Source organism: Edaphobacter dinghuensis, assembly GCF_014640335.1.
GTDB classification, from domain to species: Bacteria; Acidobacteriota; Terriglobia; order Terriglobales; family Acidobacteriaceae; genus Edaphobacter; species Edaphobacter dinghuensis.
Genome location: NZ_BMGT01000003.1, coordinates 158,266 through 183,063, shown reverse-complemented (window position 1 = coordinate 183,063; position 24,798 = coordinate 158,266). Strand labels below are relative to the sequence as shown.

The 24,798-nt window shown below is 54.1% G+C and carries 18 protein-coding genes; 2 read left to right on the top strand and 16 right to left on the bottom strand.

Annotated features, from left to right (window positions below):
• Positions 1 to 9: 9 nt before the first annotated feature.
• Together IEW09_RS12610 and bglX are read right to left on the bottom strand one after the other, a co-directional pair.
• Positions 10 to 1,230 carry a glycoside hydrolase family 5 protein gene (locus tag IEW09_RS12610; RefSeq protein WP_188554579.1) on the bottom strand — a complete coding sequence of 407 codons (1,221 nt, stop codon included), beginning with the start codon at positions 1,228 to 1,230 and terminating at the stop codon, positions 10 to 12.
• A 21-nt stretch (positions 1,231 to 1,251) separates the two neighbouring features.
• On the bottom strand, positions 1,252 to 3,582 hold the full coding sequence (gene bglX, locus IEW09_RS12605) for a beta-glucosidase BglX (RefSeq protein WP_229739292.1): 2,331 nt from the start codon (positions 3,580 to 3,582) through the stop codon (positions 1,252 to 1,254).
• Positions 3,583 to 3,868: 286 nt separating this feature from the next.
• On the opposite strand from bglX, the gene IEW09_RS12600 reads away from it, so the two are divergent.
• Positions 3,869 to 4,939, top strand: a complete 1,071-nt coding sequence (locus tag IEW09_RS12600; RefSeq protein WP_229739291.1) for a LacI family DNA-binding transcriptional regulator — start codon at positions 3,869 to 3,871, stop codon at positions 4,937 to 4,939.
• A 29-nt stretch (positions 4,940 to 4,968) separates the two neighbouring features.
• Here the strand turns inward: IEW09_RS12600 and IEW09_RS12595 are convergent, their stop codons facing one another.
• The 3 genes from IEW09_RS12595 to IEW09_RS12585 form a co-directional block, all read right to left on the bottom strand.
• A complete protein-coding gene (locus IEW09_RS12595; RefSeq protein ID WP_308420555.1) occupies positions 4,969 to 6,714 on the bottom strand; it encodes a CRTAC1 family protein in 1,746 nt (581 codons plus the stop codon).
• 66 nt (positions 6,715 to 6,780) lie between these two features.
• The gene (locus IEW09_RS12590; protein ID WP_263369172.1) at positions 6,781 to 7,959 is read right to left on the bottom strand and encodes a tetratricopeptide repeat protein; all 1,179 of its coding nucleotides are present in this window, start codon (positions 7,957 to 7,959) and stop codon (positions 6,781 to 6,783) included.
• Positions 7,960 to 8,044: 85 nt separating this feature from the next.
• Positions 8,045 to 11,404: a TonB-dependent receptor gene (locus tag IEW09_RS12585; RefSeq protein WP_229739290.1), complete on the bottom strand. Its 3,360-nt coding sequence runs from the start codon at positions 11,402 to 11,404 to the stop codon at positions 8,045 to 8,047.
• Positions 11,405 to 11,930: 526 nt separating this feature from the next.
• Here IEW09_RS12585 and IEW09_RS12580 point away from each other — a divergent pair.
• On the top strand, positions 11,931 to 12,950 hold the full coding sequence (locus IEW09_RS12580; protein WP_188554576.1) for a LacI family DNA-binding transcriptional regulator: 1,020 nt from the start codon (positions 11,931 to 11,933) through the stop codon (positions 12,948 to 12,950).
• Here IEW09_RS12580 and IEW09_RS12575 read toward each other — a convergent pair.
• The 11 genes from IEW09_RS12575 to IEW09_RS12525 all read right to left on the bottom strand — a co-directional run bounded on the left by IEW09_RS12575 (position 12,947) and on the right by IEW09_RS12525 (position 24,752).
• Entirely contained in the window at positions 12,947 to 15,361 is a 2,415-nt protein-coding gene (locus tag IEW09_RS12575) for a glycoside hydrolase family 2 protein (protein ID WP_188554575.1), read from the bottom strand. The genes IEW09_RS12580 and IEW09_RS12575 overlap by 4 nt on opposite strands.
• 48 nt (positions 15,362 to 15,409) lie before the next feature.
• Positions 15,410 to 17,053, bottom strand: a complete 1,644-nt coding sequence (locus tag IEW09_RS12570) for a GH35 family beta-galactosidase (RefSeq protein WP_229739289.1) — start codon at positions 17,051 to 17,053, stop codon at positions 15,410 to 15,412.
• 125 nt (positions 17,054 to 17,178) lie between these two features.
• On the bottom strand, positions 17,179 to 19,281 hold the full coding sequence (gene glyS, locus IEW09_RS12565; protein WP_188554574.1) for a glycine--tRNA ligase subunit beta: 2,103 nt from the start codon (positions 19,279 to 19,281) through the stop codon (positions 17,179 to 17,181).
• A 40-nt stretch (positions 19,282 to 19,321) separates the two neighbouring features.
• On the bottom strand, positions 19,322 to 20,272 hold the full coding sequence (locus IEW09_RS12560) for a glycine--tRNA ligase subunit alpha (protein WP_188554573.1): 951 nt from the start codon (positions 20,270 to 20,272) through the stop codon (positions 19,322 to 19,324).
• Positions 20,273 to 20,305: 33 nt separating this feature from the next.
• Positions 20,306 to 21,085: a DNA repair protein RecO gene (gene recO / locus IEW09_RS12555; protein ID WP_188554572.1), complete on the bottom strand. Its 780-nt coding sequence runs from the start codon at positions 21,083 to 21,085 to the stop codon at positions 20,306 to 20,308.
• A 126-nt stretch (positions 21,086 to 21,211) separates the two neighbouring features.
• Complete coding sequence (locus IEW09_RS12550) at positions 21,212 to 21,472, bottom strand: 4Fe-4S dicluster domain-containing protein (RefSeq protein ID WP_188554571.1); 261 nt, start codon at positions 21,470 to 21,472, stop codon at positions 21,212 to 21,214.
• 147 nt (positions 21,473 to 21,619) lie between these two features.
• Positions 21,620 to 22,501, bottom strand: a complete 882-nt coding sequence (locus IEW09_RS12545; protein ID WP_188554570.1) for an inositol monophosphatase family protein — start codon at positions 22,499 to 22,501, stop codon at positions 21,620 to 21,622.
• A gap of 31 nt (positions 22,502 to 22,532) precedes the next feature.
• Positions 22,533 to 23,462: a VWA domain-containing protein gene (locus IEW09_RS12540; RefSeq protein ID WP_188554569.1), complete on the bottom strand. Its 930-nt coding sequence runs from the start codon at positions 23,460 to 23,462 to the stop codon at positions 22,533 to 22,535.
• Entirely contained in the window at positions 23,459 to 23,911 is a 453-nt protein-coding gene (locus IEW09_RS12535; protein WP_188554568.1) for a molybdenum cofactor biosynthesis protein MoaE, read from the bottom strand. The genes IEW09_RS12540 and IEW09_RS12535 overlap by 4 nt, the downstream gene beginning before the upstream one ends.
• Entirely contained in the window at positions 23,908 to 24,174 is a 267-nt protein-coding gene (locus tag IEW09_RS12530; protein ID WP_188554567.1) for a MoaD/ThiS family protein, read from the bottom strand. The genes IEW09_RS12535 and IEW09_RS12530 overlap by 4 nt, the downstream gene beginning before the upstream one ends.
• Positions 24,175 to 24,200: 26 nt before the next feature.
• Positions 24,201 to 24,752: a DUF488 domain-containing protein gene (locus tag IEW09_RS12525; protein ID WP_188554566.1), complete on the bottom strand. Its 552-nt coding sequence runs from the start codon at positions 24,750 to 24,752 to the stop codon at positions 24,201 to 24,203.
• Positions 24,753 to 24,798 lie beyond the last annotated feature (46 nt).

The following is a 24,798-nucleotide window of genomic DNA, read 5'->3' as shown; positions in this document are numbered from 1 at the left end:
TGTAAATTTTCAGTTTGCTGATACGGGCTTCATCCCAAGCGCCTTTAGATAGCCTGGGTTAACATGGCAGTTTTTTAGCTTGATATTTTCGAGCAGGCCTGCAAAGGCGCGGTTGATCGTCTCTTGATCGGGCCTTGCCTTGAGTCGTTCTTCCACCTGTCCTGTGCCTCGCGGCAGCTTGGCAAAGGCAACGATCTTATCCCATCCATCTGGAGGCGTGATCGTCACAACAGCAGAGGTCTTCGACATCTTCTTATAAGGCCAGAAGGTCCAGCCGATGTCGTTTTTATTGAGCAGATCGACGAACTGGGTGATCCACTCGTCAGTATTTTCTCCAGATTCACCCATCCAGATAGGAACGTTGTAGCGATCACGAAAATCGAGATATTGCTGAATCACTGAAACGTCCGTCTTGGACCAGTACTTATGAAAGGTGTAAGCAGTGTTGTTGTCGAATGGTTGATGGAAGACCGAGAAGTTGCCGTCCCACTGCGCTCCACCAAGAAAGAGAATGTGATGGGTATCGACCTGGCGAACAGCAGCCGTTAGTTTTTTGTAAACCGGCTCAAGCTTGGCATTGAGCGGTGCAAGGCTGGGGTAGTGCGGGATTGGCTCGTTCAGCAGATCGTAGCCAAGCACAGTTGGATTGTCTTTATAGTGAGCGGCGATTCGTTGCCAGACTGCGATCAGGTGAGCCTGTTCACGCGGGCTATCGTATAGCCAGGGATAGCCGTAACTATCGTCGATATTTGCCCCAGTCTGTCCACCCGGAGCAGCGTGCATATCGATGATGACGTATAGCCCTTCCTCGTGACTCCATTGAATGACACGATCGAGCAGAGCGAAGCCCTCTGAATTATTTGTCTCGAAAAACTTGTAGTGGATCGGGATGCGAATGGTATTAAACCCAGATTCGTGCAGCAGGTGAATGTCCTGCCGTGTGATGTAGTCTTCCCGATATTGATGCCAGAAGTCTGTTGCCTTGTCCGGTCCGAGGAGCTCCGTCACAAGAGCTTCAATCTCGCGAGCCGACTGTGGACCGCCATCGAAGTCCCACATGTATCCTTCGGGCATAAACCAGTTGCCAAGGTTTGTTCCGCGAATAAGGAACGGCTTACCATTCGCATCAACAATCTGCTTTTGCTGCGTATGCGCGAACTGCGCAAAAGAATTGAACGACAACAGACAAAAGAGAAGAGCAGCGATACACAATATTCGACGAGTCGTCATGAGTTCCTCTTCTTGTTCTTGCTAAGGCAAAACGGTGAAGGTAGCGTGGTCGGTGGCGGCTGAGCTGGTTCCTACCCAAAGATCGAAGAGACCAGGCTCGATCGCCCAGTGATGTGTCTGCGAGCTCCAGAAACCAAGATCGCGCGTGTCGAGTTGCAGCACAACAGTCTGCTTCTCGCCAGGCTTAAGCGTTATGCGCCGAAAGCCCTTCAATTCACGCACGGGACGGGAAGCGCTGCCAGAACGCTGATGAGTATAAAACTGCACGACCTCATCACCTGTCATCGATCCGGTATTTTGTACATCCACTGAAACTGTCAGCGAGGAGCCGGACTTTACAGAAGAAGAGGCCAGCTTGAGGCCATCCAAATTAAAGCTGGTGTAACTGAGTCCATAGCCGAATGGGTAGAGAGGAGCACTGGATCCATCCCAATAGCGTGTATCGGGGTCATTGGGAATCTGAGTCAGATTGCGCGCATAAAAGATAGGAACCTGCCCTACGCTGCGCGGCCAACTTACTGGCAGCTTACCTCCGGGATTTGCATCGCCGAAGAGCAGATCGGCGATTGCATTGCCGCCTTCTGTGCCTGGATACCATGCATCAAGGATGGCAGGCACATGCTGAGACGCCCATGTAATGTTAAGCGGCCTTCCATTGAGAAGCACCAAGACTACAGGCTTGCCGGTTGCCACCGCAGCTTCGAGGAGCTGCTGCTGCTTGCCGGGAAGTGTAAGTGTGGACCGGGAAGCACGCTCGCCGCTCATGTTCTGCGCCTCTCCAAGAACCATCACGGTGACCTCAGATTTGTTGACGAGATCGATCGCGTGCGCAAACTCCGCATCGCGCTCCGCATCTGTCTTCAGCGTAGGCTGTGGGCTGGGAAACTGGCTGTCGAAGATAGAGGGCTGACCGCGCGCAATCTCAACTCCCTTTGCCCAGGACACGGTTGTATCTGCGCCGAAGCGTTTGCGAATCCCTTCGAGTACAGTCACTGCATCGGCAGGATGCCCGGCCAGACTCCATGAGCCCATGATGTCCGGCTTTGAATCGGCAAGCGGCCCGATGACTGCGATCGATTTCAGCGACTTGCTGAGAGGGAGTAAGTGGTCTTCGTTACGCAGCAGGACAGCAGTTCGCTCAGCAGCAACTCTGGCAGAGTGGCGTTGTTCCGGCGAGACAAGTTGTGCGGATGCCTTCGATGGATCGACGTAAGGATGGCTGAAGAGGCCAAGGCGATACTTGGTGGTCAGAATGCGCCGCACTGATTCGTCGATGGTCGATTCTTTGACCAAGCCATCTTTGATCGCAGCAGCGAGATTGTCGCGATAAACGTGGCCTGTCATCTCCATGTCGACACCGGCGTTTACGGCGCGAGCCGCTGCATCCTCGGGGCCGGAGGCAAACCCATGCGTGGTCAGATTGAAAACTGCATCCCAATCACTGACTACAAAGCCATTGAACTTCCATTTATCGCGAAGGACCTCTTGCAATAAAAACTTGTTGCCTGCGGCCGGAACTCCGTTCAAGTCCATGTAGGCCGGCATTAAAGATCCGGAGCCTGCGCGTACCGCAGCCTCAAACGGAGGAAAGTAGACGTTCCAGAGTTGTTCATCCGAGATATCGGACGAGTCGTAATCGCGGCCGCCTACCGCAGCTCCATACCCTGCGAAGTGCTTTACGCAGGCAAGAATATGATCTGGGGCTCCAAGGCGATCTCCCTGAAAGCCGCGAACCTGAGCTGCCGCCATCTTGGAGCCAAGGTATGGATCTTCGCCCGCACCTTCCATGATGCGGCCCCAGCGTGGATCGCGCGCAATATCGACCATAGGAGCGAAGGTCCAATTGACGCCTACGGCGCTGGCCTCTTTGGCAGCCATGCTTTGAACGTGCTCGACCATCTCCGGATCCCAGGAAGCCGCGAGAGCCAGCGGAACAGGATAGATCGTGCGAAATCCGTGGATGACGTCGAATCCGAAGATGAGGGGAATATGGAGTCGGCTGCGATCGACAGCAATATGCTGAAGGCGATTGATTTCGTTAGCGTCGGTGAGAAAGAGAAATGAGCCCACCTGACCGTTAAGGATGCGCTGGTCCGGCGAGACGTCCTGCGGCTGATTGAGCGCAATCTGGCTCATCTGCCCAATCTTCTCTTCAAGCGTCATCTTGCGCAGGAGATCATCTACAAAGCGAGCCATTTTCGTGTCTTCAGCGCTTTGGGTATGCTGGCTCCTGGCCATCGGATGCACCTGCGCCAATAGCTTGTGTGGGCACAACCCACCGAGCAGAGCGAGCGACAAGCCACCCACAACAAATTGATGAATGAAGGCTCGCGAAATAAAACGATGTGTCATTGGCAACTCCTGAAGCGGTTTCTTTCCTGGGCGGGTACGTTGAGCGATCATGGACTTAAAGTCCTGTCATTGACGTCCTACCCTGAAATCCAGTTGATCTTGTAGCTGGATAAGTTTAGACAAACGTTTGTCCATTGTCCAACACGAAATTAACTTCTCGGTTCTCTTTGCTCAGAATATTGGCTTTGGCTGCCGAATCGATTTTTGTATGACTGCTCAACGTCCTGTTGATACTCTCTAATCAGGCCATTTCTTTACGCGAGAGAACTCTGCCAGCTAATCGTCTATGTCAAAACAGTCCGCGCACGCTCCACGTACAGCACGCCCCGCCAGCCTCAAAATGCTGGCGGAATATCTTGGACTCAGCCCCTCGACCATATCGTTTGTCCTGAACGATGCACCCGGCAGATCCATCCCCGAGGCCACCCGGCAACGCGTCAAAGCTGCGGCAGCTAAGTTCAACTACCAACCCAGCATGATTGCGCGCACCCTGCAGGGAAAACGTATGCAGACCATCGGTGTGCTGCTGCCGGAGTTGGGCGAGGGATACCACTCCCAAGTGCTCAGCGGCGTTGGCGATCTTCTGATGCGAGAGGGGTTCTTCTACTTCACCGTCCACCACCGACACAAAAAAGAACTGGTCTCGACCTATCCTGAGTTGTTGCGGTCGCGCGGTGTCGACGGCATTCTGGCGATTGATACGCATCTGCCAGAAGATGCCTTGCTACCATTACCCACCGTTCTTGTGGCCGGACATACGGAGTTGTCCGGGGTGACTAACGTGATCTTGAATCACGAGAGAGCTGCGGAGCTCGCGCTGCGACATCTCCACCAGCTTGGGCACCGCAAGATAGCATTCATGCAGGGGCAGCCCTTCAGCTCCGACTCCGATACCCGCTGGGCCGCAACGATGCATGTAGCACGAGAGCTCGGACTGGCAGTAAGCGACGACCTGACAATTCATCTCGAAAAAGATTCTCATTCGCCCGAGATCAGTTACCCGGGCATTCGCCATCTTATCCAGAGTCGACGGCCTTTTACAGCGGTTCTTTGTTTCAACGACGTATCGGCCATGGGAACCATACGCGCGCTGCATGAAGGTGGACTTCGTGTTCCGACAGATGTCTCGGTTCTGGGATTCGACGATATCCAGTCTGCTCAATATCAGGTTCCAAGCCTTACCACCATTCGCCAGCCGCTGCAGAAGATGGGCAGCACTGCCGCCCGCATGCTGCTGAAGAAACTTGCGGACGAAGTTACACCGGAGCTGATTCGAGTTGACCCAGAGCTCATTATTCGTGAATCGACAGCTCGGGCCTCTAAACCGTCTAAAAAACGCGCCGACGCTGCAAACTGATCTTGTTGGCGTTTATGGAATAGCCGAGCTTATCGCGTCTGCGGCACTGGGATGAGAGTGCCACCCTGCTTCAGATGATAGAAGTGATCGCCGACAATATTCTCAAAAGACTGTCGCTCACCATTGGGCCACTGCACCTCGACCTTATCGATTCGAGCCGCGTCACCCAATCCGAAGTGTAGTCGAAGATCGTTCTGAGACAGATAGCTGCCACCGCTTCGGACCTCATCCATCTGCCGCTGCTTACCGATCGTCACCCAAACCCGGGCGTTCAGAGCTAATCGGTTTTTGGGGCTTCCTTCCAGATCGAAACTTACCCAGTGATTCGCTGGATTGCTTTTGGCTGCGAGAATCATGGGACTGCCAGTTAAATTCTCCACCACGACATCGAGCTTGCCGGTATTGAATAGGTCTCCGACTGCAAGCCCTCGGCTGACCTGAAGCTCGCGCACGGCCTCGCCCGACTCTTCACTTACGTCTTTGAATGTACCGTCGTGCTGATTCTTGAAGACAAGTTTGGGCTCCTTATATCTCGTTCCCATCTTCACGCTGTCAACCTGCGGATAAACATGTCCGTTCACTAAAATCAGGTCTTTCCAACCGGAGTTATCGAGATCCAGAAAAGCATCGCCCCAACCGACGTAGGGCGAACTCGAACGTGAGATCCCAGACGCACGCGAAACATCGGAGAAGGTCATTCCGCCATCGTTACGAAACATCGCGGCATATTCGTCGCTGAAGTGCGTTACGACCAGACTTATGCGGCCAACATTCAGGTAATCACCTAGCGCAAGGCCCATATTTGCCTGTTCCGTTCCATCTTCGCTCACAGCAACGCCAGCGTCGTAGGCCATCTCCTTAAAGTGCCCATTGCCTTCATTGTGGTAAAGATAGTTTGGCTCGCCATCATTTCCAACAAAGAGATCAAGTTTCCCGTCATTGTCAAAATCAGACCAGACCGCGCCAAGTCCAAAGAAATGATTCGGATCATCGACCCCGGCCTGTTTAGCAACCTCAGTAAAAGTGCCATCTCCGTTATTGTGGTACAGGGTATCGGGAGATCCCTTGAGTCCACGCGGCCCGCATTGAACGGCCACCCCGTGATATTGGCAGGTCTTGCTCGATCCGAACTTCGGCAGATCGTTCATGTCCAAATCTACATAGTGCGGCACAAATAAATCGGAGTTTCCATCGCCGTCATAATCGCCAAAGGTAACACCGGTAGCCCAGCCTGTGTCTTTGTCGAGTCCCGCTGCCTTGGTGACATCGGTAAACGTGCCGTCGCCATTGTTGCGATAGAGAACCACACCACCGAAGCAGCTAACGATTAGATCGGGCCGGCCATCGTTGTTATAGTCACCCACGGCAGCGCCCATTGCCCAGCACGGATAACCGACACCGGCCTTCTCCGTAACATCCGTAAACGTTCCGTCATGGTTGTTATGGAAGAGCGCACTCCTTGCTTTTTTTCCGGCCAGTGCCATAGATACGCTAGGAGCGTTGGTGAAGTAGATATCGAGCCAGCCATCGCCGTCATAATCAAGCAAGGCAACTCCGCCGCTCATCGACTCAACGATGTACTTCTGCTCGGGGCTGGAGAGGTGTTCGAAGTGGATACCAGTTGAAGCCGTTATATCCACTAATTGCGGCACACGCTCATTATTAGCGGAATGCTCCTCGGAGAGGTTCGGCTTCGCAGAGCTCGATACTGCCTTTGCCTGCGCTTGAATGAACCCCACACAAAAGATCAGGCCAAGAGGACAGATTAGTTTCACAAGGCATGATGGAAGAGTTGCCCTATGCGGTTTCCAGGTTCGTATCTTGTGCAGCACTGAATGCATCTACTTATCCGGCTCATCCTGAGGATTTTCAAGACGCATATCTTTATAAACCGCTCCCAGCTTTTCTTTAATGCCTTTGTACTTTTGATAGGCATCCATCTCACGCTTCGCGTCAGCTGGCCGTTTCAACTTGCGATAAGCCGTACTCAATCGATAGTGGGCGAGGACATTGGTGGGGTCGGCAGCAACCAGAGGCTCCAACAGCGGCAGTGCTGCAGCAGATTGATCCTTCTCGATATAGACATGGGCCAACCCTAGAGTTGCATCCGCATCTCCCGGCACCAGTGCAAGGGCACGTTTGTAATATGTTGTTGCGCCGTCGAAGTCATCTTTTTCAACAGCAATGTCGCCAAGCCGCGATATCGCCTTTTCGTCCCGGCTATTCGCTGCTACAGCCAGCTTGTACTCCTGCTCTGCTTCTGCGCGAAGCTTCAGATCGGAGGATGCACGGAGCGCCTCTGCCAATTCAAAATGAATTCCCGGCAGGGTTGGGTCAATTGCAATTGCCTTGCGAAGATCGGCGATCACACCGGAGGTGTTTCCTATGCGATTGAGTTCATGTGCCATCGCCTGATGCATTTGCCCGGAGTTCGGTGCGGCCACCGACAGATCCAGAAGCGCTTCGCCTGACAGATCGGAATAGATGCGGTAAGCCGCATAGAGGATTCGCGGATCAGTCGGTGCGCCGGCGCGCAAGACTTCGACGACTGCTGCTGCCTTAGGAAGCTCCTGTGCTGCAGTGTATAGCTCAATCAGCTCCAATCCAGCCTCTAGCCGCACACTTGGCTCTTTGAGCTGATCGACGACCGCCTGTAGATCGGTGCGCGCGAGATCGTTCTCACCAAGATTTCTCTCACACATGCCGAGGAGTGCTCGAATCTTAGTCAGCTCCGGCTGCTGCTCAACCGCTTTGCGAAGATGCGGCTCAGCTTGGGCATAATCTTTTTGAAAAAAAAGGAGTACGCCTAAATTTGCTTGCGCATCAATATTGTTCGGATCCAGCGCAACAACCGCTGCAAACTCCTTCGCCGCGAGCGCCGGATTCTTCTGACTCAAAAGCTCATGTGCTCTTTGTTCATGAGCCTGAACCTGCTTTGCTGTTGAAGTATTCGCAGATTGCGCTACCCCTGAGCCAACTCCACCGAGGCTCAATAAAAAAAGAAGACAAAACACCTTCATTGCAAGACCGTTTGACCTTTCCAATAGGTCGTCCGATTAAAAGACATTGGGATGGCGGAGATTCCCGCCATCCCAACGGAGTGTATCAGAAGGTCAGTCGCGCCCCTAACTGCATGGTGCGGCCACCGATCGTGACTCCTGTAATTGTTGAACTGCCTGTAGCGACTGCACCTGCAGATGCATTTGTGCAGCCGGCGCTCGTCGTATCGGAGCATACAGTGAGTGCAGAGTTCGGCAACTTAAAGCTGGGATGATTGAGCACATTGTTAGCATCTGCACGAATCTGCAAATGCACCTGTTCCCATATCGCAAACGACTTACCCAGCGAGAAGTTGACGTTTGTCAGGCCAGGGCCGGTAAGACTATTTCGGCCGGAGTTACCGAAGGTTCCCGGAGTCGGTTGTGCAAACGCCGCCTCGTTGAACCACTGGCCAGTTCCGTGATTAGCGCCATGATTGGAGATACGAGGGTTCCCAATAACATTGGGATACCACTTACTTCCATTCGATGCTGAGCCACCGAGGCTGTACGAGTTATCTGTATTCATTGTCACAGTGAATGGTTGACCGCTCTGAGCTACCACAGTGCCCGAAGCCTGCCAGCCGCCCAGTGCTTCATCCATCGCCCAGTTGTTGTTCAGGAACTTTCTACCTCTACCAAAGGGCAGTTGATAGACAACGCTGCCCTTCAATGCATTTCGTACATCGAAGTTCGAGTTCCCGTAATTGGCCTCAGGATTGTAAGAATTCTGATATGCCTGCGAACCCGCGCGGCTTCCCCAACCAGATGAATCCATCTCATCCAGAAAGTGAGACCACGTATAGCTAAAGTTAAAGTTCAACCCACTCGTAAAGCGTTTCTGAACTGCAGCCTGAAGTGCGTTGTAGTTCGAGATCGCGTTATTCGTGCTACCGCTGATATTTGTATATTGCGGATGAGGACGGAACTGCTGGTCGTTCGGGGATAGCTTGGCTTCGGGAACCTGATTGATATCAACAGGGAATGGCAGATTGTGGCCATGGTTGCCGATATAGGTAAGTGAAGCCACCGTATCTGTACCTAACTCCTGCTGCGCGCTCAGGTTCCATTGGTAAGATCCGCCGACAGAGGTGTGGTATTGGTTATAGGTTACGCCCTGACCATTGAAGGCACTCGGGTCCGTCGAGGCCGTAAGATACGGAAGATTTGCGCCACTTCCGGAGAGCTGTACAACCGATGTAACACCATTGGTCTGGTCGGTGTCGTTGCCCTGGCTACCGAAGGCTGATCCCATTCCTCCGCCATAGGTATCAAGACTCCAGTTATAGGCATAGAGCCCGAATCCGCCGCGCAATGTTGTATTCGGATGAACCTGCCATGAAAATCCAACGCGTGGAAGGAGTGTGGTGTAGACAGGAGCCTGAAGAGTTGTGCGTCCATTTGCATGGGTTGACCCATACCACATGGCACCCAGCGTACCTGTTGCGGGGTTTTGTACGGTTGGATCAAAGACCCTCATGTTGCCTTTGACTTCTCCCCATCCCGACTGGATTTGATAACGCAGTCCCAGATTTACAGTCACATTCGGAAGGATCTTGTAGTCATCCTGCACGAACATCTGTGGAAGGCGCATTCTGCCACCGTATTCTGGCGTAACCTGTGCGCTCCAGTTTTGTGTTTGGCCAAGCAGGAAGTCGGCATAAGCAAGACCCGTTGCGCTATTTCCTTGGGTTGATTCGGTATATGCTCCGGTGTAGCCCATCGTTCCAGCATTGACATTACCCCAAGCCGTGGAGTTGTCTCTGAAGAACAGAAACTCACCTCCAAAGTGCAGGATGTGCTTACCGAGAATCAATGTCACGACATCGGATGGGTCGTAGGCATGCTCTTTGTAAACGGCATTGGTTGCAGAAGCGAGCGAATAGTAACCAGTGATATTAACCGTGGGAAAGTTATCCGCTTTGGCGAATTGCCATCCAAGTTTTCCGGGGAAACCCTGATTGAGAGTTGCAGGCACAAAAAAGTTGAGCTGATTGGTATAGCCGATTCTGGCTTCGTTGGTTAGATGAGACGAAACGGTCCAGACATCGCTGATCTGAGCATTGTTCCTGCTAACGTCCTCGGTTCCGCAGTTGATAGGACAGATGCCCTGGGCGTAACCATATTGCGGGTTGTCACCCTCGGTCTCAGACACCGTGAGCCGATTATTAGGAGTGATGTCGTAATCCAGACGGCCAAAGTATTTGGTATATGGATTGGAACCGGGAACGTTATAGAAGAAGTTGTTTTGAGCGATTCCGTTCACAATCTTTCCAGGTGTATTCGGCTTCGGATAGAAGGCCTGAATGGCTTTGGCAACCGGATCGATTCGACTGGCCGGAATTACATTGCCGTTTCCATACTCATCCGCAAAAGAAGTGCGATGCACAACGCCGTTAACCACCGTCGTGGTCGCTGGATCGTAAATTACGTTCTGCCCAGTAAAATCTCCGCCTAACATCGCCGCCGTCGGGACTGTTTCGAACCCGTTTGCTGAGCCGCCATGCTGAAGAATCTTGTCGTAGTTAAAGTAGAAGAACATCTTGTTCTTGAAGATGGGTCCACCGACAGAACCACCAAAGTTGTTATAGTGCTGAATCGCAACCTTCGCGTTGGTGCTTCCAAAAGCATAATCAGCTGCGTTCAGCGCAGTATTTTGAAAATACTCATAGAGCGAACCATGGAAGCTGTTCGTGCCGCCCTTGCTGATCTGGTTGAAGAGGATGCCGCCGATTCCGTACTGAGCAGAGAAAGCCGAGGTGCTGACCTGAAGCTCCTGCACGGTCTCCAGCGTGGAAACGTCAGAGTTGGCGCTGGATGGCAATGTTGTTGATGCACCGTCTGCAAGTACCGTGCTATACGGCAGGTTTCCGTTTACCGAAACTTCCTGGCCGGGGTTCGCGGCACCCTGCGAACCGCCCGGTGCGCCGGTGGCTCCGGGCAACAAGATGGTAAAGTTCTGCCAATCCTGTCCGACCTGCGGGAGCTGCGACATCGTCTTGGCTTCTAGAGTTGTGGTCTGTTCTCCATTGTCTGTGTTCAGCAACGGCACGTCGGTATTGACGACGACCTGATCGGTCACTGAGCCTATAGTCAACGCAGCATTGACCGTCGTCGTTCCAACCAACACCGTAATAGATGACCGCTCGAGCTTCGTGAAGCCATCCTTCACAAACGTGATCTTGTAGTTGCCCGCAACAATCGAGGCTGTATCGTACAACCCATCGCTATTGGTCGTCAGCGTTTTGACCACGCCTGTATTGTTATTGACGACTGTTACGGTCACCCCCGGAATCAAAGCTCCGGTTGTGTCCGTCACCGTCCCGCGGAGATCGCCCGAATTGGTGTTCTGCGCAAACCCCATTCCGACGTATCCCGCTCCTAGCATGACAACGGTAAGCATCAGCGCTTGCCATCTGAATTTCATCGTAGTGCCTCCAAAAAATGATGCTGCAGCTGTGTTCTGTACGCTCGTCGACTCGTTGGTATAACCGTCACGGCCAAAGACAAACGTTTGTCTTTGACGGGTCTACGAATGCGCTAGTTATTAAGCCTGATCAGTAGTACCTCAGTCAAGCTTTTTATTTAAATGGAGCAATTCCCTGATCTAGATCACTCTTGTCGGAAGGAATTGAGCGTTGTCAAAAAGAGTTGCGGTTTTTAAGAAGGAGCGTGAAGACTCTAAATGTCTGCGCGACCTCTCTGCGATCCCTAGATCACTAAAAGGTTAACAATAAAGGCAGAAACTGTTTCTATTGTTTGCGCTGAAATAGCGAATGAAATTAGTCGAGCCAGCCTGTCTTATGTGCCAAAATAACTTGCTAGTTTGAGCCAATCTTTTCAGAAGAGAGAATTTAATTGTAACTTATTTATTTAGAACGTTTAAGAACACTGCTCAGGACATCCGAGATCACCGGGGAGACACCTCGGCAACCTAGAATGGGATTACCGACATGAATATTAAAGCTGTCGCCCGAAGAGCCGGGGTTTCCACTGCCACTGTGTCGCGAACCATCAATGGCTCCGACAAGGTAACCCCCAAGACTGCAGAGCGAGTTCGACGCGCCGTTGAGGCGCTTCAGTTTTATCCCGATACCAACGCTCGTTCGCTTGGCTCCGGACGCAGCAGCCTCTATGGCCTAATCATCTCCGACATCACAAATCCATTCTTTCCGGAGTTGGTGAAATCTTTTGAAGATATTGCGGTCGAGCATGGACAGGAGGTGCTCGTCGCCAATACTAATTACGATCCCGCGCGTATGGAGAGTTGTGTCACACGCATGATGCAGCGCAAAGTTGATGGCGTTGCCATCATGACCTCCGAGATGGAAGATCGCTTGATCAAAGTCTTCAGCCATCGAAATATTCCGCTGGTTTTTATGGATGTGGGAGCACTGGGGCCTGGTGTAAGCCGTGTCCGAGTCGACCATGCCGCCGGCGTAGCCATGGCGATGGATCACCTGGTAGAGCTGGGACACCGCAAGATCGCATTTATCAGCGGCCCGCTCGATCTGTTTTCAGCTCGCACCCGCTTCCAGGCATTCCTTAAGAGCCTCGAAAGGCACGGACTAAAACGCGATTCGGCCTTGATTCAAGAGGCCAACCATCGCGCCGACGGTGGTCACGAAGCGATGCTTCGGATACTTAACTCCGGCGCAAAGCCGACAGCGATCGTAGCATCTAACGATCTGACAGCGATTGGCGCGATGGGAGCAATTCATGAGCGTGGATTGCGCATTCCCGAAGAAATCTCGATCGTCGGGTACGACGATATTCAGCTAAGCGCCTATACACAGCCTTCGTTGACGACCCTTCGTCTACCGCGCATCGAGATTGCAACCGCGGCCTTTCGAGCGCTCTACCAATCCTCACAGGCAAAGACGAAGAAGCCTCCGATTGGCGAGGATTATGATGTTCAACCAACACTAATCCTGCGCCAATCCACTGGGCCAGTTATAAAAAGCACCCGCTAAATCAATTCGGAAGGAGCAGCCGTCAAATTAAATTCGACTGTCTGCGATCCGAGTCGCGGATGCTTTGCCGTTAACTTCACTGTACCCGCCGTCTCTTTTGCACGAATCCAGACCGCACCGGTTCCACCGATCAGCGCAAACGGATTATCTCCGAGAAGCTCTGCAGGTCCTTCCAGCGTGAAGATAATCGGATCATTGGCATAAGTGCGCACCGCACCGAATTCATCCGTCACTCGAAGCACTACACGAGTGGTATCAGCTCCATCGGCTGCAAGAGTTGTGTCGTCTGGCAATAGATGGAATTGACGATCGACCCCAAGCCCGGACAGCGATTTGGAGATGACCTTCTTCCCTTTCAGATATCCGTCGATCCGGAGATCTCCCCAGGCAAATTCAAACTGCTTCCTGTCTATTGCTGAAAGCTCAAGAATGAACGGAGCATAAACCAGATTTCCGAACTCTTCTTTATCAGGATCAAGCTCCGCAAACAACGTCCACGGATTGCTCTCAAGGCTGCGCTCACGAAGATAGAACTTCAGATGATCGCAGTTCGAACAGACAACAGCCTTCGAGAAGCCGACCGATTCATCGCTCTTTGCCCAATGGAATGCAGGCTCCAGAACAATCTCCTCCGCAGGGTCGCACTGTGATTTATAGAAGCCCGCTGCCGGCTTCGGCTCGCGAAACATATCAGCAACGCCGTGGTAGCAGATTCGGTCGCCCGCTCCGAAGTTGGAATGCGTGTTGTAGTCAAAGGCACACCAGCCGATACCGCCCGCATACTGCGGGTCCGATGCAAGCTGATTGTGGATGCGTGCATGACGCAGCGTATGCTCGCGCTGGCGCTCGTCGTCATCGGTCGTCTTTGTAGGAAACGTATGACCTACAAATTCAGTGTTGAGATATCTGGGGTGATTCGGCTTCTTCAATGGGAAACCGAAGTCATTCATTGTAAAGACATCTTCAAGGAACTCCGATTCCTGAAAGTAGCGGATGCCGCCAGTCTGTCGTGTCTTATCGAGAGCGTGCGCCAACGCATTGGTTCGTGTATAGAAGCTGTGATCGTCCTTGGACTCGTTAATGCGTACGCCCCATAAGATGATGGAAGGGTGGTTCCAGTCACGACGAATCATCCTGCCGACATTGTCGATAGAGATCTGCTTCCATGGCTCCGGTCCGATGTGCTGCCATCCGGGAATCTCTTCGAGAACAAGAAGCCCGATCTCATCGCAGCGATCCAGAAAGTGTCGAGACTGCGGATAATGCGAGGTGCGAACGATATTGCAGTGCATCCCCTGGCGCAGAATCTCAGCATCTTTACGCTGAACACGCGCAGGCATCGCCTGACCAACAAAGGGAAATGTCTGGTGCCGATCGAGACCACGCAATTTAATGATCTTTCCATTTAATGAGAAGCCGTGATCGGTGAACGTAGCCTCGCGAAATCCAATGCGGCGCGATTCTTCGTCGATCACCTGCCCGGAACGCAAGAGCCGCACATGAACGCTGTAAAGATGGGGCCGCTCAAGATCCCACAACTGTATCTTTCCAAGATGATCCAGGGAGACTGTGTGCAATGCCGGATCTGAAGTAGTCTGCACACTCGCATATACCGGCGCGCTGGTCGTTGGATCGAGCGGAGAAGCGGCGTCCGTCGTCGGTACGTATTTCTTCACAAGCTGACTTTGCTTGGCGACAACCTGATCGCCATCGCGCAGCTCAATCTCAAGCGCCAACCCGTCCTCAGGATGAGGACCGGCAAGAAAGCAATCCACATCGAGCGAGGGCGAGTCGCCTAAAACGTCTTTGGGATGAGCAAATATATTGTCGATGTACGTCGGCGAAACAACTCGCAGCGAGACCTCGCGATAGATGCCACCGAAGGTCATGTAGTCGATCTCGTATCCAAAGGGTGGGATATCGGCGCGTTCTGTTGAATCGACCTGGACGACCAGCACATTCTCTGCGTCTGTATGAAGATGCGGAGTAAGCTCAAAGGAAAATGGCGTAAAGCCGCCTTTGTATTCGCCGAGAGCGACGCCATTGATCCAAACAGTCGATGCAGTCATCACACCTTCGAAATCAACAAAGACTCGCTTCCCTTTAGCGTTCGCCGGATACTTGAAGCGTCGCCGATAAGTGGAGACGAATTCATAATCTTTATCATCGAAGTTGTGCCATGGAAGGCGAACGTTCGTGTGCGGCACAACGACGCGCTCAAACGATGAGTCGTCGAACTCCGGAGCATGTGCGCCTTCTACCTTTGCGGGATGATAACGCCAGTTGCGGTTGATCGAAATAACAGATCGCGTCGATCCATCCTCCGTCGATGATGCGAGCGCCGCAGCACTGGGAAGGGTAGATGCGGCAAGAAGTGTGCCTGTCGTTTTAATGAAGTCGCGTCTCAACATAAAAATTCTCCAATATTCTTTGTACCGCTTTTAACTGAACCTCAGCCGTTATCTCTCTCGCACGCTCTGGTCATAAAGAGGAAGCACGTGCAGACGAATGCGAATCACCGATTGCTTTGGGCCCCTGAAGTTCAATCCGCGGTCTGTCTGATCTCCATTCCATATGCGCGAAGTCTGCCATGTGCCATCGACATATTGCCCTTCATCAGCGCGAAGAATCTCCAACTGCTCATTCTTTGCTGCTGCCCCAGGCACATCCGCTACCTTGAAGCTGACACTCGCATCGAATCCTGTCACCAGAAACTCCGATGGTCCCAGTTGCGCCACAATCGCGCGACCATGATCGTCCGCAGTTCCCGGCGGTGCTTCACCATCCCGCTGCGGAAAACCGAATGACACAATTGCATCTACTCCGTCGAAATGAAGAGACTGTCTTGGCTCGCCTTTTTGTTCGACTGCGGTCTGCAGCTTGCCGTCGAAGTTGAGCTTGGCGATCTCTCGATCCATGGGGCCTACGAGCGAATAATTCTCGGACATAGACTCCGGCACCTTCTCAGTACCCCACCACCCCGTATAGTCCACGCCAAAGGGAGAAAAGCCAATCGCTCCATGACCGAGCGCATAAAAGAAATACTTTCCAAAGTTCGGTCCTCTGCCGGTCTCGGGGATAAAGAGCGCGTTGTCATCGCGATGGTAGGCAGCAACCGTCTTGTGATAAAGCGCCACATCGTTGGAGTAAAAATCCGGAGCGAGAATATCGATCGATGGTGCCGCAGCCTTCCATATTCCAATATTGCCCTGCTGAGGACCTCCGCTCGGATACTCTTGTCCAGGGCTTGGATGATCGCGATTTTCAAGCGCGGCAACAGGATAGGTTATCCACACATTGCAGTACATCGGTAGCGAATACTCGGCCTTGCCCGCACGCGCTACCTCATTGATATACCGCGCAGTCGAGTACGCAGCGAAGCGTTCATCCGCATCCGCACCAAAGACCTTCGACCACGTGCCCGAGGTCAGATGGAGAGCATTCACCAATGAGGACGGAACCTGCGCGTTGAAGTCCTTTTGAGCGGCAGGTGAGAAGTCACGAACAGACCCTATCGATCCCGATTCATTTTCAACCTGAATCATGATGACCGTGTGCTGCGCAGAGTCGATCTCTTTGATATGCCGCATCAATGCCGAGAATGCAGTCTTATCCGCATCAAGATTGGTCTCCGAATTAGGAGACAGAACATCGAGAACCTTTCCGTAGGAACTTATCTCACGTGGATACTTTTCAGGCTGAGTCTTTACCCACTCCGGCACATAATGCGCCTGACCGTTCTTCCATGTGCCGAACCAGAGCAACACCAGATGCAGATGATGCTCGCGCGCGCCATTCACCAAAAGGTCAACGTTTGCAAAATCGAACTTGCCCGGCTCCGGCTCCATCGTCTCCCAATAGACAGGCGCTTCGACGGTGTTGACATGCATATCTTCAAGCGCCGGCCAGACCTTTGGCAGCTCACTCGCCCACGAGCTTGAGTTATTAATCTGAGCACCGAGCATCAGGAATGGTTGACCATCGACGATCAGCGCGAAGCGGCCATCCTTCTTTTCCAGATGAGGGATGTCGTCGGCAAAAGAATAGAGAGAGAGACTGCACAACACAATCAGCAACGTGGCAGCGCGAGACAAGTGTGTCAAGGATGACTCCGATCGACCGGACGTTTAACCGCAGTACCAACTAGACGACAAAAACCTTTGGATGTAAAGCGTTACATCTTTCCTGAGCGGCCAATATACAAGCTACGACTTTGAAATACTTTTACCTATCCGGCCGTCACAATCTCTGAAAAATCCGCGATCCCCGAAAAATCTCCCAACACCTGCGTGAGCAGAGCCAGACGATTTGCTCGAACCTCAGGCTCCGGCACCATCACCATCACACCGTCGAAGAAGGCATCTACCTGCGGACGCAGTGTAGCGATCGACTCGAGCGCAGCTTTGTAGTTCTTCTCTGCTCGTAAAGACGCTACTCGCGCTGCCAGCTCCGAAGATCTCTGCGCCAAAGCCTTCTCCGAAGCCTCCGCCAGCAGAGCATCTTCTACGTGAGCCCCCGGAGCGATGCTCTTCTCCGCCGCCTGCGCCAGAATGTTCTTCATGCGCCGGAAGGCCGCTGAAACCGCGGCAAAATCATCGGACCCGCGTACTGCCGTCACCGCTTCTGCCCGCGCTACAGCATCGCGAACATCATCAGCTCCCGCAGCCAGAACCGCTTTCACCACATCGTAGGCTTGCCCTCGGGCTTCCCTCAGATAGAACTCCAATCGCTCCGCTAGGAATCCACGAACCTTGCCCGTCAAGGCCTCATTCTGCCCGCAGGCTGCGGCTGCAACCTCAGTCAGCGTCAGCGGCAACGCCACTGTCGTCTCGGCCAAAACCTTCACAATTCCATTCGCCGCACGTCTGAGAGCAAATGGATCTTTCGAACCCGTAGGCTCCATTCCCAGCCCAAACATTCCGGCAATAGTATCTGCCTTATCTGCCATCGCCAGCACAGCGCCTTCAACAGTACGCGGAACCGAGTCTTCCATCGACACCGGTTTGTATTGGTCATAGATGGCATCGGCGGCAGCCGCGCTAAGCCCCTGCGCCCGTGCATACAGACCGCCGACGATTCCCTGCAACTCGGTAAACTCCTTCACCAGTTCGCTCGTCAGGTCTGTCTTGGCCAAGGAGACCGCTTCGTCGAGTGCCACAGGATTTAGCTCGCACTTCCGTTGAAGCACCAGCCCCGCCAAGTTGGATGCCAGCTTCCGCACCCGCGCAGTCTTCGCCGCATAGCTGCCCAGATCTTTCTGGAACGTAACGTTCTTCAGAAGCTCCACGCGATCTGCCAAAGAGACTCGCTGATCGAACTCCCAGAAGAATCTTGCATCGTTAAACCGCGCCCGCAGAACGCGCTCATTGCCATGGCGAATCACTGCCAGTCCCGCTTCATCTGCCTCGGTATTCAAAACCGCCAGAAAATGTGGCGCTAGCTTCCCGGCTTTGTCTTCCACGGCGAAATATTTCTGGTGATCCCGCATCACCGTCACCAGAACTTCCTCAGGCAAGGCCAGGTATTCGGTCTCGAAGCTGCCCATGATGACCGAAGGCCACTCCGTAAGCTGGGTTACGGTCTCAACCAAGTCCTCGTCTTCGCGCCAGCGAGCTTCAGCGACGGTGCGGGTGACAGCATCCAGAGCCTTGCGAATCTTATGCCTGCGAACTGCAACATCGGCTACAACAAAGCTCTTCTCCAGCGTTTGCTCATACTCACCCGGCAACTTCAACGCAATTGGCTCGTCGCCGAAGAGAACTCGATGGCCATAGGTCACAGAGCCCGCTTCATAACCGCCAAAACTAACCTTTACCGGCTTTGCCCCCAACAGAGCTGCCATCCAGCGCACCGGCCGAACAAACCGCTCCGGACGTCCCGGACGCCAGTACATGTTCTTGGCCCAGTAAATTGCTGCAAGCTCTTTGGGCAGCTCAGACACAATCACATCCGCCGCATCGAGCCCCTGCTTCGTCGAGCTCGCCGCAATGTACTCCCCTTTAGGAGTGGTGACGGTCTTGAGGGAAGAAACAGCGACGCCTGCTTTTTTGGCAAATGCCTCAGCAGCCGGAGTAGGCACACCGTCTTTGAAGGCCACCTTTACCGAAGGCCCCACCAGCTCTTCCGTAATGTCCTGCTGACGCTCGGCAACCTCTGCCACCCAGACGGCAAGACGTCGGGGCGTAGCGAAGCTCTTGCTCGCAACTCCAGCCGATACAAGTCTTTCCCGCTCCAGCATTGCCACCACGCGCTGTTGCAGCTCTGCCTCTGCGCTGGCAATCATCCGCGCTGGAATCTCTTCCAGACCAATCTCGAACAGAAACTCCGCCATAACCTTCCTTACGCTTTCAATAATTCCAGTAAATAATTCGCTAGACTGCTGACTCTAAAAGCTGCCCCTGAGCGGCGTAGATCCTGGCCACACCGACTACCAGCGTCCTGATCCGGGCCATCACGCCCACGCGCTCGGTAACAGAGATGGCTCCGCGCGCATCCAGTAAGTTGAAGACATGCGAGCACTTCAGTGCCAGCTCGTAGGCTCCGAGCACAGGGAACCGCTTCAATTCAAGCGAGTCCATCTTTTCAAAGTTTTTGGCCTGATTCAGCAGGCTCAGACACTCGGACTCGTAGAGATTCAGGTGCTCCCAAAGCTTGCTGACATCGGCATAGTCAAAGCTGTAGGCAGAGAATTGCTCCTCTTCGGCAAGACGCATCTCGCCGTAAGTGACCTTGCGGCCTGTATCAGGTTCCACGGCCCAGACGATGTCATAGATGGAGTCCACATCCTGAAGGAAACCGGCGATTCGCTCCAATCCATACGTGATCTCGCCGCAGATCGGATCGAGGTCCATGCCTCCGCACTGCTGAAAATAGGTGAACTGGGTAATCTCAAGGCCGTCGAGCATCACCTGCCAGCCGACACCCCATGCTCCTCCTACAGGCCACTCCCAGTTGTCTTCTTCAAACTTGATATCGTGCTCGCGCAGATCGATACCGATAGCCGTAAGTGACTCCAAATACAGCTCTTGAATGCGAACCGGCGGCGGTTTGAGGATGACCTGCAATTGAGTGTGACGAAAGAGGCGATTGGGATTTTCGCCGTAGCGGCCATCGGCAGGGCGGCGCGAAGGCTGCGCATAGGCAATGCGGACGGGCTTGGGACCGAGCACGCGCAGAAAGGTATCGGGAGACATGGTTCCTGCACCGACCTCAACATCATAGGGCTGTTGCAACACGCAGCCCTGGTCGGCCCAGAACCGTTGCAGGGTGAATAAAAGCTCCTGAAATGTGAGCGCTGCCTTCTTCTTGCCTGTCGCCTGCATGAGTCTCTTTTCTGTTCGCGTAGTTAACCGATTCTAAATGGAGTCTTTTTCAGAAGAAAATTCAAAGCGGTTTTTGCCGAGCCGGAACAAAGCCCGGGCACTGACCAGCTTGCGTTCGAGGTGACGTTCCAGGGTGTCGATGGCGAACCGCTCGAGGTTTACCAATGGCTGCTTCTGCCACTGCTCCTTTGCCAGATCGCGCACGGTACCGCGGAAGATGCGGGCGGCAATGGATGCGGACTCGGCAGAGAGGGCGACGCTGCTGTTGCGGCGATCATCAGAGCAGGTAACTCCGTCGCTGGTGGCCGAGTACCAGACCGTGCCGCCGCGCAGGTCGAGACCACACACAACGCAGTGACCAAGCTCGGGCATCCAGCCCATGAGCCGGTTGATCCAAAGCGAGAAGTAGATGACAGGAATTGAGGTTCTACCGATCTGAATCTCCTCGAGAACGGCGAGAGCCAGGCGAAAGACTGCATCTTCGGCAGCCTGCTCAGGCAGAGCCTCTTCGAGGACCTCCGCTACAAGCTGTAATGCAGCGGTGCGAGCGTAGTCGATAGGGCGGCTCAAAGGAGAAGACAGGATCTCGAAGGCATCGAGACGGACAAGCTCCTGGCGGGGTCGTTCGGCATAGGTAGCTCGAACGTGGGTCATGGGTTCGAGCGCTCCACCGAAGCGGCGGCGGGAACGCATGGCATGGCGAGCCACTCCCTTAATACGCCCCTGCTCGCGCGTAAAAAGGCTGACGAGCAGATCCGCCTCCTGAAAGGGCCACGCCCGCAAAACAATCGCCTCGCTTTGCCGCTGTATCATCTATTGCTCTGGGTCTTAAGAAGTGAAGTGCAAGCTACGCAGCGCGATAGTTGAAGAAAAGACAATCACAATGCAAAACGCGCAGCCGTTTGGCTGCGCGTTTTATAGCTTGCTGTTTCAGCGAAACTAGCGGCCATAGTGGCTGGCGTTCTTGGCCTGGTACTCAACCCACTTCTCGGGCAGATCGTCGCCTGCATAGATTGCAGAGACTGGGCAAACAGGAACACATGCGCCGCAGTCGATGCACTCGACTGGATCGATAAACAGTTGATCGGAATCGGCGTGGCCGTTCTCATCCTTCTTCGGGTGGATGCAGTCCACCGGGCAGGCGTCCACGCAAGCCGTGTCCTTTGTCCCGATACAAGGTTCCGCAATCACATAAGCCATCTCGTTAAATCTCCCTTTGTACAACTTGAAAAATACTGGTTGTGTCTGAGCTTGTGTCTCGATTTTAGCAGCAGTTGTCGTCGCTGCTGCAAATGAAGTTTGCCGCAAATATAGGACTTTTCTAGGCCGATTTCAGATTCAGAGCCTCTACTCCTGGTTTTGCGATTCGGCCCGCCTCGCGGCAAACTCCGCCGGAGTGGGGATGGGGTCCAACCCTCTACCAGCAAAAAGTTCGACGAAAAGGTGCTTCATCTCCGGAAGAATCAGGCCATTGGTGGCGAGAACCTCGCGGCTGTCGAGCGTGAACTTGCCGCCGTCGAAGTGCGTCACCGTTCCGCCTGCCTCCGCCACCAGAAGAACTCCCGCAGAGGTGTCCCAGGGATTGAGATTGAACTCCCAGAAGCCATCGAGACGGCCACAAGCGACGTACGCAAGGTCAAGCGCGGCGGAACCGGCACGGCGGACACCGTGAGAGCGCAGCGTGAACTCCTGATAGAAGTGAATGTTCGGGCTGGCATGACGCTTGCGGCTGGGAAATCCGGTTGCCGTAAGGGACTCCTGCAGCGTCTTTGTCTTGGAGACGTGGATGGCACGGCCATTGAGGAATGCTCCCTTTCCGCGCTCAGCGGAGAACATCTCATTGCGCAGAGGATCGTACACGACGCCGGCGACGATCTCGCCATCGGCATCAGGCGCGAGTCCGGGAGGGCGGTGCTCCAGGCCAAGGACAACACAAAAGGCCGGAAAGCCATGGGCGAAGTTCGTGGTGCCGTCGAGCGGATCGACATACCAGCGGTACTCGCTCTCCATCTGGTCCCGAGTTCCCTCTTCACCATAGACCCCGTGGGTGGGAAAGGCTGCCTTCAGCTTTTCGCGGATGAGCTGCTCGCTGGCACGGTCGGCTTCGGTAACGATGTCGACGTCTCCCTTGTATTCGGTAGAGACACCCTTTTCGTAGAACTTGCGGAGCAGGGCTCCGGCTTGGCGCGCGATTCCGTCGGCAGTATGGGCAAATTCAAATTTGGTCACTAGCTACCTCTCAGTCTTCTTACTCATAAGACTAACGCGCATCGGAATAGTACCCGGTGCGATAGCGCAAGGAATATTTGCCCCGCAGCGAGGGATCGGTCATCTGCACGCCGATCGTGCGCAACGACTGCTCGTGGCGTATGCCCTGCGGAGCATAGTAGCCGAGAACATACTGCGTACGGAGATCGTCGGAGATGTGCGTGAAGTCCGCATCAAGGTCTTTGGGATCTTCGACGTAGTAGTACTTTCCGCCTGTGTCCTCGGACATCTGAATAAGGGCATGTTCGCCGCCGGTGTTGCGCCCCGCATCGGCCTCAACCGGGACGATGATAAGCGAGTAGATCATGGCTCCGGCACGCTGGGCCTGCTCTAAAGCCTGCTCGTAGCGAGTGTCTTTAGTGTCGACGCCATCTGTGATGAGCACCAGCACACGGCGGCGGCCCGCATCCTGACGGGTCTGGGAGAGCCGTTGCGAGGCCAGATAGATGGCGTCATATAAGACGGTCTCGTCACCAGGCTCAAGCTGGTTGAGCCCGTGCTCGATCTGCTTTTTCTGGTTCGTGAAGGAGACGATCTCACGAACAGTATCGGAGAAATCCATGAGGTCGAGCTCATCCTGATCACGCAGCAGTGCATTGATGAAGTGCTTGGCCGCCTCTTTTTCAAGGCGCTCATTGTTGAAGACGCTCTCACTGGTGTCGATGGCGAGGACGATGGAAAGCGGCGTGGTGGACTCTTTCTCGAAGAAGGCTATCTTTTGCGGGTGATTGTCTTCACTGATCTGGAAGTCGCTTTGAGTGAGTCCGGGAACGGGCGCTCCGTGAGCGTCGGTGACATTGACGGCCACGTTGACGAGGCGAGTCTCGACCTTGATGGTGGGCACCTGCTGCGGAGGCGGACGACGCTCAATAGGAGCCTGGAACCACAGTGCAGCAACGAGAGCAACGGCGGTAATCTTCATTCCCGCGTCTCCTTTGCAACACCCAGCTCGTCGGGAAAAGGCTCGCCCGCGGCCCATACGGCTCCATCGGCAAAATACTCCTTCTTCCAGATGGGAACGGTCTTTTTGAGAGTATCGATCAGCCAGCGGCAGGCGTCGAAGGCCGCGGCGCGATGGGCGGAGGCGACGACGATGAGAACGCTGGTCTCTCCTACTTCAAGACGTCCGAGCCGGTGAAGCAGGGTTACATCGCGGATAGAAAACTTATTGAGCGCCTCAGCTGCAAGGCTGCGCATCTGACTCAGCGCCATCTCTTCGTAGGCTTCGTAGTCGAGGAAGAGGGTTTGACGACCTCGGGTGTTATTGCGAACGATGCCGTCGAAGATGCAGACCGCACCATCGGAGGCAGCCTTGATCTCTTCAAGCGCCTCAGCCGAGGGAATCACGTTCGTGCCAAGCTCGACTCTCATGCGCCGCACCTGCCCTGCGCGCCGCCGCTGACCGGAGGCAGCAGGGCGATCTCGTCGCCTTCTCGCAGAACGGTCGAGAGAGTCGCATATTCTCGATTGACAGCCACCGCTAGCGTCCTCCATGCCTCGCTCTGCTTAGACGTTTGGCCGCGTAAAAGGCTGAGAAGAACATCAACCGTTGCCCCCTCGGGAAGGTCGACTGAATTGCGCTCGCTGGCGAAGAGGTCTTTCAAGATACCGAAGTAGAGCACGTTGACGCGCATGTGGGTAGGATATCGCGCTGCTCTCTTTAGTCGAAGAGCTGCGGACTGGCCTCCTCTTCGGGCGAGGGGTACCAGAGACGGCTGCCTTCGATGCGGGCAAACTTCGTAAGCTCGTGCGGCTTGCGAAAGCTGCTGCCTGTGGCAGGGACGAAGATGTCTTCCACCACGCCGCCACGCGCGAGCACGGCATCGCCGATAAGGGAACGATGGCAGCGCCAGGGGACGGCTTCGGCACACATAACAGCGGTTGCGTCCAGGTTGGGGAGAGCCATCAGCCAGTCAATCTGCGCGGAGAACTCTGGGGTCTGCATATAGTCGGCATATCCACGAAAGCTCTCGTTACGCCAGCCCCGGTTGATGCTGTCTTTACGCGTGCTGCGACGACCTCCGAGGGCCTTTCTCCAGACCGGAGCAATACCGGCGCCCTCGAGCGCTGCAAAGAGATTAGGTTGCTCGAACTGCGGGTTGTGGCGGGAGCGAGGGATGCTTCTGACATCAATCAGCAGGCGGCAGCCATTGTCCAGAAGCGCCTGAAGGAAGACCTCAAGCGGCAGCGTGGAATGGCCAATTGTCATCATGAAGCCTTCTCCTTTTGCGAAAGAAAAGCGGCCCCTTTTTTGAGGA